The sequence below is a fragment of the Bacteroides timonensis genome (genome assembly GCF_000513195.1).
Lineage (GTDB): Bacteria > Bacteroidota > Bacteroidia > Bacteroidales > Bacteroidaceae > Bacteroides > Bacteroides timonensis.
Window position 1 is genome coordinate 1 of the sequence record NZ_CBVI010000011.1, and the last position, 14,025, is coordinate 14,025.

The 14,025-nt window shown below is 42.4% G+C and carries 6 protein-coding genes and 1 pseudogene; 6 read left to right on the top strand and 1 reads right to left on the bottom strand.

Features of this window, described 5'->3' with window-relative positions:
• Positions 1-777 precede the first annotated feature (777 nt).
• The 4 genes from BN161_RS03365 (at position 778) to BN161_RS03380 (ending at position 4,725) form a co-directional block, all read left to right on the top strand.
• Positions 778-1,746, top strand: coding sequence for a DUF3575 domain-containing protein (locus BN161_RS03365; RefSeq protein WP_044263127.1), 969 nt, complete (start codon positions 778-780; stop codon positions 1,744-1,746).
• A 2-nt stretch (positions 1,747-1,748) separates the two neighbouring features.
• Positions 1,749-2,687: a DUF5119 domain-containing protein gene (locus BN161_RS03370; RefSeq protein ID WP_044263130.1), complete on the top strand. Its 939-nt coding sequence runs from the start codon at positions 1,749-1,751 to the stop codon at positions 2,685-2,687.
• 42 nt (positions 2,688-2,729) lie between these two features.
• On the top strand, positions 2,730-3,710 hold the full coding sequence (locus tag BN161_RS03375) for a fimbrillin family protein (RefSeq protein ID WP_044263133.1): 981 nt from the start codon (positions 2,730-2,732) through the stop codon (positions 3,708-3,710).
• 130 nt (positions 3,711-3,840) lie between these two features.
• Positions 3,841-4,725 (top strand): helix-turn-helix domain-containing protein, encoded by an 885-nt coding sequence (locus BN161_RS03380; RefSeq protein ID WP_044263134.1) that lies wholly within the window; start codon positions 3,841-3,843, stop codon positions 4,723-4,725.
• Here the strand turns inward: BN161_RS03380 and BN161_RS03385 are convergent.
• Positions 4,703-7,469: pseudogene (locus BN161_RS03385) on the bottom strand (outer membrane beta-barrel protein). The gene BN161_RS03380 and the pseudogene BN161_RS03385 sit on opposite strands and share 23 nt — an antisense overlap.
• A gap of 100 nt (positions 7,470-7,569) precedes the next feature.
• On the opposite strand from BN161_RS03385, the gene BN161_RS03390 reads away from it, so the two are divergent.
• Positions 7,570-9,921, top strand: coding sequence for a sensor histidine kinase (locus BN161_RS03390; RefSeq protein WP_044263138.1), 2,352 nt, complete (start codon positions 7,570-7,572; stop codon positions 9,919-9,921).
• An 87-nt stretch (positions 9,922-10,008) separates the two neighbouring features.
• Entirely contained in the window at positions 10,009-13,911 is a 3,903-nt protein-coding gene (locus BN161_RS03395; RefSeq protein ID WP_081743623.1) for a hybrid sensor histidine kinase/response regulator transcription factor, read from the top strand.
• Positions 13,912-14,025 lie beyond the last annotated feature (114 nt).

A 14,025-nucleotide genomic window follows, 5' to 3' on the forward strand; every position in this document is an offset into this window, starting at 1 on the left:
GGTGGTAGGTAAAATAATAAATACCTTTTAATAAGAATATTAAGGAATTCTTTCCCACCTACCACCCCGCCCTCTGGGCACCCCTCCTCCAAGGAGGAGGGGAATTGAGATACTCCGACATTTCACCGATAAATTCCCATTTTTGTACCAAGTTATTTTTTAATGATCACTAAAGTCATGTCCGGGAGGTATGGGCATAAAAAAAGGAGTACCGCTGTACTCCAACCTTTGTTAACCTTAAATCTAATACTATGAAAAAAATCACATGACAAATATAGAGGTTCCTCCCGTTGCCTCCAAATATCGGCCTGTATTTGATGTCTCTTTTATAATTCTTTCACGGATATTCACTGTTTTCGCACACGAACTATCTTTTTGAGATATTATTGAGGAAAATAATAGCTAAATGATTGCTAAAGGAGGCCTTAATGCCGGTTGGCTATTCCTTAAAAGGAGAGGAAACCGCTTCACAGGAAAGAATGTTTGTTCCATCTCACTGAAAGTTTTGTTTCTCTTTATTGGAAGTATTGTTTCTCTTCGATGGAAGTATTGTTTCACAGGGAAGAAAATCTTGTTCCAATTGGGTGGAACAACTATGGAACAAATAAGGCTGTGTTTTTCCTTACATTGATAGGAAATCAGCTTCCTTGCTACGCTCCAAAGTTGCAAATCTGTTTCATTCGTTTCACAGAACCTTTCACCTCCCGAAAAGAGTTATAAAACGTATAATTTCTTCAATTATAATAATATATATTTGCCTCCATACAAAGCAAAGTTATGAAGGTTCGCGTCGGTTTATATATACTTTTGATACTCTTTCTTTTGATATCAGGCAAAGAAGAGGCGCGGGCTGGAAGATATGCAGCGAAAGGAGATACTTGTAGAGTATCGGACCGGATGAATCAGCCGGAAACCTGGAGCAAAATTTACCAATGGGTAATGGACGACCCGCAAGTGCCGGATAAAGAAGATGTGTTGATGTTGATCCGGTATCACTTCGGGAACTTTGAAAAGCTGAGAAAGCTGTTGCGCTATCTGGATGGTGGAAGACCTTACGCTTATTTATCGGAACATCAGTTCCGGAAGATAGAACGGATAGGGAAGATGAAGGATCGTTTGCCGGTAACTGCATTAACATTATCTGCGAATACTTTGCCGGAGGAGCAACTGGAAGCTATGGCTTTCGCTCCTTGGGTTGAAGTGGAAAGTAAGCGGGAAACCCCGCGCAGAACAGTGCTTGCATTGAAGAACAATATACTTTATGATTTAGCTTTGGCTCCGAATGTGGAGGTGGAATTGCCCGTAGGGCAGCGGTGGTCTTTGAATATGGAATATAAATGCCCCTGGTGGTCGAACAGCAAGCATGGCTTTTGTTACCAGCTTCTTTCGGGAGGCGTTGAGGCACGTTGCTGGCTTGGAAAACGCAAGAACCGTGAACGGCTGATAGGACATTTTCTGGGAATTTATGCCGAAGGGGGAGTGTACGATTTTCAATTTGACAAAGACAAAGGATATCGGGGAAACCACTATGCAGCTTCCGGTCTGACGTATGGATATAGTCATCAGCTGGCACGGCATCTGGCTCTTGAATTTAGTTTGGGCATTGGTTATCTGGCAACAGAATACCGCAAATACACCACTTACGAAGGCGATTTGATATGGACGAGCAGCGGACGCTATCATTTTATGGGGCCTACAAAAGCCAAAATCTCTTTGGTGTGGTTCATTAAGGGAAGGAGGCGGTAGCTATGAGGTGTACGCAATATGTGTTTCTTTTACTTCTGTTCGGGCTGTCGGTGCTGTTAGCAGGATGTGATTTCAGAGACATACTGGATGATTATCCCGTCAGCGGAGTGAAGATAAAGTTTAACTGGAAGGGAGTGGATAAATTACCCGAAGGGATGAGGGTGATCTTCTACCCGAAGAGTGAGGAAGGTAGAAAAGTAGAGAGTTATCTCTCGGTGGAAGGGGGAGAGGTGAAGGTGCCGCCCGGACGTTATGACATGGTGATCTACAATTACAATACGGAGAGTGTGTTGATTCGCAATGATGAGGGGTATGAGACGATTGAGGCTTATACTGATTATTGCAAAGGGCTTGAAACAAGTGAGAAGATGGTGTGGTCACCGGACCCTCTATATGTAGTAAGTATGAATGATATGAGGATAGAAAAAAGTGAAGATGTGCTTTTGATGGAGTTTCAACCGAAGCTGATAGTCAAGAACTATTCTTTTGAAATAAAGGTGAAAGGATTGAAGAACGTGGCAAGCATTGTTTGCAATGTGGATGGAATGGATGGGGCATATTGCATAAGTAATGGCTCATGTACGGCAAGCATTGCCCCTATCTATGTGGAGGCTCATAAAGGAGAAGATGTAATACGTGGTAGTTTCTCAGCTTTTTCCGTATCGGAGTCTGCGAATACACGTTTTACCGGAGGGGTGGTGATGAAGCTATTGCTAGTTAAGGTGGATAATACAGTTCAAGAAACCAAGGTTGACATCACGGCGGCTGTAGCTCCTCCCCCACCTGAGGAAGAAGAAGATCCGGTAACGGATATCGAGATACCGATTGAAGAGGAAATCGAGGTGGAGGATGTGGAAGTTCCTCCCGGTGGAGGCGGAGGCATTGGCGGCGACGTAGGAGACTGGGACGACGAAACGAATGTTGAGTTACCTGTAAATTGAAAAGTAAAACGAACAAAATATTAACTTATAAAACAAACGATTATGAAGAAGATTTTATTGGCAGCAGTTGCTGCGTTGGCAATCGTAGGTTGCTCACAGAATGAAGAGATTGAGAAGGCTGGTGAAAAGGCAGAGATTAACTTTGGGACAATAGTAAGCAAGACTACAAGAGCTGCTGTGACAAATATTGATTCTTTGCAAAAGAGTGGTTTTACTGTATATGCATATAACACAGGTGAAACTGAAATGAAGAGTGTTGTTGCTAAAGGATTGGGAACTCCTTTTATGAACGGTGCGATCGCTACATATACTACTAAATGGGAATTAACAGGTGGACCATATTATTGGCCTTTTAATGGTAATGTGCAGTTTTTTGCACATGCAACTGATGCAAGTTCTAAATATGAATTGAACGATGGTGATATTTACCCAACTATTACCTATACTATAAATGATGATGCTTCAAAACAGAAAGATTTTGTAGTAGCACAATTATATAATCAAAAAAAGACAGAGAATGATGTAAAACTTTCATTTCTCCATGCACTCACCCAAGTGAATTTTTCAGCGAAGGGCTCTAATAATAATTTGAAATATACAATATCTTCAATTTCTATTGAAGGGGTTGCCAATAAAGGTACTTATTCATTTGCGGATAGTACATGGAGTGTTACAGGAAAAGCAGGAGCATATACCTATCCAATTGCTAACAATGCTCCTGTTTCAGGTACTACTATATCAGATTTAGACCAAGCAAAAGGTGCTTTAATGTTGATGCCGCAAGCTATGACTACTGATTCTAAAATAAAAATTAGTTATAATGTTTATAATGCTGATGGTGTTCAAATTGATGCGGTTACTGATGCTGTAATATCTTTGAATAACACTGCAGCTTGGGGCGTAGGTAAGAAAGTACGTTATACCTTAACTTTGTCAAGTGAAGGAGCTACTATTAGTTTTGCTCCTGAGGTTGGTAATTGGAGTACTGGTGATGATACTCCTGTAACTCCTCCCGCTGAATAACCTTTCCTAATCCCATAATTTCCCTCCCCGAAGACTTTCTTTCCCACAAAGTCTTCGGGGATTTTTTTGTTTCTTCCCGGAATATTCTTACTTTTGCCGCACAAAACAAACAAAAAACATTCAATCTGCAATGCAAACTTACTCTGCATGTGGTGCGGCCATGTCGTGTCAGCAGTGCCCTAAGGCTGTGGGTAATGCGATTATTTATGCCTCTCATTCAAGAGGCTTCCACCTTCCTGCTCAAAAATGCGAAGAAAACATTATGATTTTTTTGTTGAAAGGAGAAGTGCTTGTCAACAGTCAGGAATATGCCGGAACTACTTTACGTGCGGGGGAATTTATTCTTCAAGCCATCGGTTCCAAGTATGAGATCCTTGCTCTGACGGATGTGGAATGTGTTTGTTATCGTTTTAATCAGCCGGAGTTTTTCTGTGAGGAACGTTATAAACACATTATGAAAGAAATAACTCCGCCTCTGATATTCACCCCATTAAAAATTATTCCGGAGTTGCGTTTTTTTCTGGATGCCTCCAAATCCTATTTGGCGAAAGAAAAGATTTGTCGGGAATTGCTTTCGTTCAAACGAAAAGAACTTGCCTTTCTTTTGGGAGAATACTACTCCGATTATGATCTTTCGATGCTGGTGCATACACTTTCCCGCTATACGTCCAGCTTTGAGTATTTTGTCCTGCAAAACCATCTGAAAGTGAAGACGGTAGAAGAACTTGCCCAGTTAGGCGGATATACCACTGTTACCTTCCGGCGTATCTTCAATTCTGTATTCCATAAACCTGTTTATGAATGGATGTTGGAGAAACGTAAAGAGAGCATTGTTTACGAACTTCGTTACACGAATGCCACTATTTCTGAGATTTGTTATAAATATGGCTTCGAATCTTTGCCTCATTTTTCTAACTTCTGCAAGAAGAATTTCGGAACCTCACCTCGTGGCCTACGTTCAGTGCAGTCTGTTCCTCCACAAGAAACGCAAACTATTTGTGAAGAGGCTGGTTGAAGCGATACTTCACTGAGACAATGAAGTAGCTTCCTATCTGTTGCGTATGGTTTTCATAAAGGCCGTCAGCCATTGTGCCTCGGAAATAATTCTTTTGTTGGCTGAGTATATCCACCCAATTGGCTGATATCTCCGCCTGTTTCTTTTTTAGGAAACGCCATGTGATGCTTGCGTTCCAGACAATCTGGTCGTCTTCCCCCTTTTTTATGTTTGTACCGTTTCGGAAAGAGTAATTTGCATCTGTTCTCAGTTGTATGCTTCCCGGCAAATCGGCAAACCCGTTCAATCCGAAGGTGTAATTGCGTGTGTATGTATCCGTCTCTAAAAGTGAGTTGGAGGAATGTTGGAAGTTCCACCTCCCGTTTAGGTCCAGATTACCCCATTTTAAGTTGGTAGGATAGGCGCAGGTCACTGTTGAGGCCGGTGTTATGCGTGGCACTGCGTTCGGGTTGTTCACTCTGGTTTTCGTTGATGAGGTTGACATCCTGTGCAAAGGAGCCTCCGGCATTTGCACTCAGATTAAAGTTTTTGATGCGCTTCTGATACCGGAACACACCGCTTATGTTCCAGTTGCCGTTAATATTCACCGGATAAGTTTCACGTCCACCGGTTTGCTGGTTGTAGACCACTGCACGGGTCTGACTATTGATTCTGTTGTTCCAGTTCAGTGTGGCAAAGAGTCCTTCCTTCATATTTTGTGCTTCCAATCGGACAGACTGATTATAAGTAGGCTTCAAGTTAGGATTGCTCCGCGTGATGTTGAGCGGGTCACTGTTGTTGGTTGGTGAGATCAGATCGTATAATGATGGCTGCCAGGTATTTCCATAATAATTCAGGGTGATCCTGTTTTTCTTTTTCTGCCATGAGATGAAAAGCATGGGCTGAAAGCCGACTGAGTGGAGGGTGGTATCAGCTCTATGCAGACCTGTTTTCTGGTTCAGGCTGCGCCGCTCGGGTTGTACGGATACTCCGGCATTGATGTTCCAAATGGTGTCGGAATAATTAAAGTGCAGGTTGATTCCGTGTTGCAGGGTACTGCTATGGCTCCGGTTACTCAGACTGTCGATGTAACTCGCCTCATATCCTTCGGGCAGATAGCCGGGTTGTACTGCGGTTTCTTCCATAAAGCCGGACAGGTCGTAGGTATTACGGTCATTTTTCTGCTTACTATAGTTGAGGTTATATGAAATCTGTGCGTGCAGCTTCTTGGAAAAAGGATGGCTGAACATCAGCTCGATGCCCTGTTGACGGTTGGGGGACAGGTTCGACGAGTATTGGTTACGGTAGAGTATGGAGTCGTTTCCTGCACTGTTTTTCAGTTGATAATAAGTAGTTGATGAGATAGAGAAGTTATTGTTGTCATTCTTGCTATCATTGTATTGCGCAGTCAGGCCGATAGAACTTCCTTTTTTATTGATCCGGCGCATGATATTTGCATGGAAGGAATACCGGTGTTGTTCTCCTTGCATTATTGATCCCATGGCGATGTCATTGATTCTCAGCTCATCGGGTACATCGTTGATATGACTGAAAGGATCGAGGATATCCAGATGAGGATTTTCATTGAACGTGGCCTGGCGGTTATTATTGGCATTATTATTCCGGACAAGGCTGAAATTACCGAAGAAATTGACAAAAGTCAGGGTATCGACCTGCCAGTTTAAGCCCAATGATGAATTCATATTGCGATTGCGGTTCGTATTGTTGCCGGCAGAATACTGGTACTTATTGCCACTTGTCAGATATTGTTCGTTGTAGGATGTCGAAATATTGCCCTGCTCGTTGTGGTGATAGGATACATTTCCGTTGAGTGTTAGTTTCTTATTGTACTTTTGGGTGAAATTTACGGCAACGTTCTCCTGTATGTTGTCTTTGTAGCTGGTCCGCATATGGAGGTTACCGGAATTGGCGATAACAGAGAAATTGTTTCCGTTATTTTTGAAGTAGTTGCCTTGCAGGTTGAAATCCTTTTTGTTGTTATTGCCGTATCCGGCTTTTCCCGATGCAAGAAGGGTGCCATTGAATTCTTCTTTGGTTTGCAGGTCGAGCACATAGTTCTCTTTCCCCGTGCTGACACCCGTCAGCTTTTCCAGCTTGCTTTTCTTATCGTACACTTTTATCTTGCTGATTAACTCTACGGGAAGGTTTTCCAGTGCCATCTTGTTGTCACCTGAGAAGAAGGCTTCACCGTTTACGTTGATTTCATTAATGGGTAGCCCGTTGTATTTCAGTGTTTTGGTTTCGCTGTCGTATTCCATTCCGGGAATACGTTTGATAAGTGTCTCCAGATACGAGCCTTCCGGTGTTTTGTAAGCTGCCGCATTGATGACGGTGGTATCTCCCACCTGATCTACATCGCGCATCCGGGCGTTTACTGTCACTTCGCCCAATTCGATACCTTCTTCCAGTAAGATGCTACCCAGATTGATTGTTGAAGTGTTGCTGTCCAGTTTGCGGAAGACAGATTGCATTCCTGTATAAGAGGCTTTCAGTAAATATTGTGTTCCTTTTTGAGGGGTGAACTGGAGATTGAAACGACCGTCTGCACCGCTTGCAACTCCTTTTACAAAGGTGGAATCCTTGCCTTCCAGGATAACAAGACTTGCATAGGGCAGAGGCTCTTCTCCTTTCTTGGTCTCTGATGCAGTGCATACCTGCCCCTTGACTGTCCTTGTTTTTTGGGCGGATAGAATAGTCGGAATCAGCAAGAATAGCAATAGTAACCAGATTTTGTACACCTTCATGTCAGTCTTTTTATGGCAGTCACAAAATTAGAGAGTTTTCGTCATAAAATCTTCTTTTTTTATAGATATTATGCTACTTTTGCTCAATATAAGTGATACAATGAAAACCGACAAACTAAAATATGTTTTAGCCTTCATCTTTTTGCTGTGTGCTTTTTGGTGCGGAGTCAATTTTAAACGGTGGTACACTATTAACCACCGGATAGAAAAAATGATTTCTCTTGTTTATTCTTCCTCTCCTCAGTATGATTGTTACGGAAACTTTGAAGAACTCTTGAAACAGGAATTCAGGAAGCAGGGAATAGAACCGATATTTGATAAATTTTATCTGGATTTCAATACTGTCACGCCGGAAGATGGGATAAAAAATATGGAGGCTTATCTTAGTATCATCAAAGATAAACCGATGGCGCTGATCCTCACAGTGGGCGACCAAGCCGCATCTTCCCTGCTTTCTACCCGCCATCGACTACTTTCCTCCATTCCTGTAGTGGCTTGCAATGTACGTTTTCCCGATGAGAAACTTATAAAAGAATATGAGCGGAGAAAGGTATATGTGCTGCGTGATGCGCCGGATTTTAAGCATAACATTGATTTTATAAAATCTTTGCAGCCACATGTAGGGATAGATATTATTTATAATATTGATCTGACTCCGCTTGGATATAAATCGTTTGATTTATTAACCCGGTTTGCGGATAGAAAAGAAATTCGGCTTTTAGGCTGTGAGTCTACTTTTTCAGTGGAGCATGAATACAGGAAATTGCAGGAAATGGTTGAGCATTATAATCTGATGCCTGCAAGGGCAAACAACCATATTGATAAAGATGATTTTACCATAAGCCTTTGCCCTTTTCGTTATATAAAAGGGACCTCTTTGTTTACCGAGATAGAAAAAACAAAAGCTGGGAGGGAAAAACAAGTTTTCCTGTTAGATAAGTTCGACCAGATGTCGCTTCCGATAACTAAAGCCTTAAACATCCCTTCTTTCAGCTGTCTCCGCCAGGGATTTGGGGAGGATGCCAAGATTGTGGGCGGCTACATGGCTACTGATGAGATTTCTGCGCGTACTGCGGCTGATTTTTCTGTTCGTCTGATGAATAAGGAGAAAATTGGTATGCCGAAAATCAGGGATATGGAAAAGGAATATGTACTGGATTGGACTTATTTCTCAGCCTATACGGACTTTGATGTGAAAAATGTACCTGAAGATGTCCGTATTATCAATTACTCCTTCTATGACCGGTATCGGAAGGAACTTTATTTCCTGAGCGGATTGTTTATCCTTACTTTTATTCTGGTATTGATCAGTCTGCTGCGTATGCGCCGGCGTTCGCGTGTGGAACGTAAGAATATGGAGATGCTTGAGGAGACTCATAAGCGGCTGACACTTTCTATGGATGGAGGACGTATTTCGCTTTGGAATATACAGGGGGATAATATTGAATTTGATGAGAACTATACGCGTTTGGTAGGAATGAAGCAGAGGATATTTGTGCGGACTGATTTCCTGAAATATGCGTATCCCGATGATGTTTTTCTATTGAATTCATTGTACGAAACACTGCATCAATCTACAGATATGCAGGTTAGGCGTGTACGTTTCTCTTTCGGTGAAGAAGATTATCGTTGGTATGAACTTCGGTGCCGCAGTTTGAAAGATGCGGAAGGAAGGATAATGCTGGCGGGCATTATGCAGGATATTCAGATACAGGTAGAACGTGAAGAACAACTCATTCAGGCTAAGCAGATGGCCGAAAATGCTGAGTTGAAACAATCTTTCCTGAATAATATGAGCCATGAAATCCGTACTCCGCTGAATGCCATTGTAGGTTTCACCAATTTGCTGGTTGGCGAGGGGGGGGATGAGATTGAACCGGATGAGAGGAAGGCCATGCTTGAGAGCATTAACCGTAACAACGAATTACTCTTGAAACTGGTCAATGATGTGGTGGAAATATCACGTCTGGATTCCGGCAGCATGGATCTCGAAATAAAAGAATGGGACATGAGGACGATTGTGAAAGAGATTTATATGGCTTACCAGGCATTAATCAAGCCCTCGTTACAGTTTCATCTGGCTTTGGATGAGAATCCCTCTTTACCTGTTAATATAGATCGTATGCGTTTTATCCAGGTTATTTCCAATTTTCTGGGCAATGCGGATAAGTTTACCCGGAGTGGTTCTATTACATTAGGATGCAAAGTGGATAAAAAAGGTCGGAAGGTCAGTGTGTATGTACAGGATACAGGGAAGGGAATTGATGAGAAAGAACTCATGATGATCTTTGACCGTTTTTATAAGACTGACGAGTTTGAACAAGGAAGCGGGCTTGGGCTTTCTATCTGTAAAGTCATTATTGAGAAGCTTTGCGGACATATAGAGGTGCAGTCTGAAGTAGGAAAAGGAAGCTGTTTTACGGTTGTTCTATCTTTGGCGGATGAGGTATGAGACTTCTGACGGGTTCTTTAAAATAATAGCCGAAACATTTGATATCGCTCTCAGGGTATTGTATATTTGCGGCATTAATCTTTAAATATGAGAACATACAAAATCAGAACGCAACGATTCATTCTACTTATTCTACTCCTATCCTGCATTACCTCCGTTTTTTCTTCTGATTTTTTCCACCGGATAGCAGAAGATGACGGTCTGAGTAATAGAAGGTGTTTCTCTGTCCAGCAAGATAAGCATGGTTTTATGTGGATTTCCACCAAACTGGGGGTAGACCGGTTTGATGGGAAAAATTTCAGGCATTATCCTTTGAATCTATTTCCCGACCAGGGGTATAACAGGATAGGGGTAAATTATCTGCGTTGTTCACCGGATAGTACGCTCTGGGTATTTAGCGAAGCAGGGCTTCTTTTTCAATATGACGAACGGAAGGATGAGTTTGAACTGATATATGCTGTGCGTGACTTCTTCAATAATCATTCTATTGTTCTGAATGATGTTATGTTCGATTCCCCTGAAACAGTTTTACTGTCAACTTCCAAAGGCGTTTTGAAGTTGAACTTACCGGACAAAATGGCTTTACTGCTCCCCGGAACCGAAGAGTTGTCTGTAAATCAAGTGAACAAGAATGATGACCGATATTATGTTTCTACCCGTGACGGACTTTATATAAGTATCTTCTCCAAGACCGGCCCTATGGAAGTACGCTTCCGTTGTCTGGAAGGGAAAAATGTATTATCGACCTATGTGGATATGGTAAATCGCAGAATACTGATCGGTACCCTGGATGCAGGTCTGTATAGCCGTTCCTTAGAAATGGAGGACTTACAGAAATTGCCTCTGCCAATTACGAAGCCCATACGCTCCATTGTTTCCTATACACCGGATAAAATTGCCGTAGGAGTGGATTTGGAAGGTGTCTTTGTCATAGATAAGGCTAACCTGACAATAGATAAACAATATGCCTACAATGAAGCTTCTTCCACCTCCATTTTTACGAATAATGTGCGGGGGCTTTTTGTCGACAACCAGTTCAATCTGTGGGTGGCAACTTATCACGGAGGAATCTCTTTTCAAGACTCTTACAAATTGAACTTTGACTATTTCCAGCATCGGACAGGTGATTCGCAAAGCATTGGAAATGATGTGGTGAATGCGGTGCTGGAAGATTCTTCAGGTAATTTCTGGTTTGGAACGAATAGTGGTGTCAGCATGCTCTCAGTGCACACGCACACCTGGACGCATTACTTTAACAGGAATATTTCCGGTGAAAAAGGAAACGCGATACTCACCATTGCCGAAGATTCGCAAGGACGTATATGGGCGGGAGGATACTCTTTCGGCGTTGCCTGCATCGACTGGAAAAGGGGAGATGTGAAAAGATATCACGTTGAGGACCGGAATCCTATTATCTCCACCAATTATATTTACTCCATTTATCCGGATGGTGATCTGCTCTGGTTTGGAGGAATTATGGGAGATATCACTTCACTGAATATAAAGACCGGGCTGGTAAGTAAGTATAATATAAGTAAGGTGAACCAGTTTGAAAGACAGTCGGACCGGCTGCTGGTGATGGGATTGTATAGCGGACTTTTTATTCTCAACAAAGAAACAAGTGAGATTAAATCAACGGCTATCACCAAAGAAGTAACAACTATCTATCGGATCAGGGATGGAGCCTACTGGGTGGGAACAAGAAACTATGGACTGTATTATTATGATATGGAAAACGATTCCATACGCCAGTACACAGTGGACGATCATCTTTCATCTAACTATATTTATGGGATAGCTCCCGATGCGGAAGGTCATTTGTGGATTGCCACGGAAAATGGTCTGAATAAACTGTCTCCTGCTACGGGGGGTATCGAAGTGTTCGACAAACAGGACGGTTTGCCATCCAATCAGTTCAATAAGTCGGCTTGTTGGGTTTGCCGTAACGGAGATATACTGTTGGGAAGTACCGACGGGGCTATTCTGTTCAGACCGGATGAGATAAGAAAGACGAAACTTCCTGCAGATTACGAGACGATTGTTTATCAGTTTGATGTGTTCAATGAACCGGTATATTGTACGGATGCATCAAATTTGCTGCGTGAACCGATTTATAAGACAGACCGGATAGAACTGCCTTACAACAGGAATTTCTTCTCTTTTCATTTTGTTACGCCTAATTATCAGACACCGCAAAAGACACAGTATTCTTATTATCTGGAAGGGCATGATATTTCGTGGTCGGTTCCGGCTTCGACCCATGTGGCTACGTATTCTAAGGTGGCACCGGGCAGTTACGTCTTCCATGTAAAATCGGTGATAGATGGAGCGGATCAGAAGGAGCGGATAATTTATGTTACAGTGGCTGAACCGTGGTGGAATACGATTTGGGCGCGACTGGTCTATCTGGCTTTGTTTTCCCTGTTTCTTTTCTATATTTACAGGATGATCAAACAGAAGCAGGAGAAGAGGAATACAGAAGTCAAAATAGATTTCTTTGTCACCACGGCTCATGATCTGTTGACACCGCTCAACCTGATACAGGCTCCATTGAAGGACTTGGAGAATGAGATTCCGCCTTCGGGACAAGGCTCTCAGTTGTTGCAAATGGCCCTGAATAATTCATCCAAGCTGGCGCATTATGTGGAGAAACTACTGGACTTTCAGCGTGTATCACTGAATGCGAGCCGATTGGTCGTTTCCAAACAAATGCTTGAGGTTTTCCTGCGTCATCGACTGGATTCCTTTAAATTGGTAGCAGGAAACAAGTATATTCATATAGAAAACAAACTGGAAGATTCTACCCGGCAGGAAATCTGGTTCGACAAGGAGAAGATAACGCGTATATTGGATAATCTTCTATCCAATGCAATCAAATATACTCCTTATGGAGGAAAGATTAGTATTGAAGCATCGGTAGACGAGCATAAGTGGTATTTGCGTATCAAGGATACCGGTATCGGAATCTCCACCCGCGGACAGAGGCATATCTTCAAACATATCTTCAGAGCGGATAATGCAATAAATTCCGGTGAAATAGGCAGTGGTATCGGATTGAAGTTGGTAGGAGCGCTTGTTAAACTGCATCAGGGTAAAATTTCCTTCCGAAGCAAAGTGGATGAAGGTACGGAATTCTTTTTGTCCTTTCCTTTGACATACGAGAATGCAGTGGATCATTCGGAAAATAGTGAGAATGTTCCACTCGGTCATGACGTCTCTGTTAGCGATCCTCACGTAAATCGCGTTATGGTGGTGGAAGACGATCCCGAAATGTCCCGTTACATTGAGATGTCGCTGAGTGATGTCTATCATGTAAAGACCTTCAATAATGCCGTTGAAGCTTTGGACGGCATAGATGCTTTCTCACCTCAACTTATTATTTCGGATGTGTTGATGCCGGGAATGACGGGGTTTGAGTTCTGCCAGAAGGTGAAAGGTAATATAAAGACTTCTCATATTCCATTCCTGCTGCTTACGGGAGTTACGGATAAGAAAAGCATATTGGAAGGTATGCGTCTGGGAGCTATCGACTATATTGCCAAGCCCTTCGACAAAGAAGTATTGCGAAGCAAAATAGCCAATATCTTTGAATTGCGGCAAGCCGCCCAAAGGCAATGTCTGGAAGAACTGAAAAACAACAATGCCGTGGAATTATCGAACAAGGCGGACAATGAATTTATGGAAAAGCTTCTGAAGTTGATAGAGACTAATATAGATAATCCGGAATTAAATATTCAGATGATGTGCAGTGAACTCGCCATGAGCCGTACGTTGCTATATAATAAGATTACCCAACTGACCGGTAAGTCTCCCACTGAATTTATCCGTATTTTCCGGCTTAAGCAGGCGGCTGCGCTTCTCCTTTCAGGAGAGTATTCGGTGACGGATGTTGCTTTTAAGGTGGGAATTGACAATCCGAAATACTTTAGTCGTATTTTCAAGGAATTTTATGGTGTATCTCCCAAAGAGTATCTGGCAAAAAGAGAATAAGTAACGCTACTGAATAAAAGAAATAAAAATGCGGTGTGATCTTAATGGTTACACCGCATTTTGTGTCATATAAGCCTTGTAGAAGGCAATATATGAACATCTGTGCACCTGGAA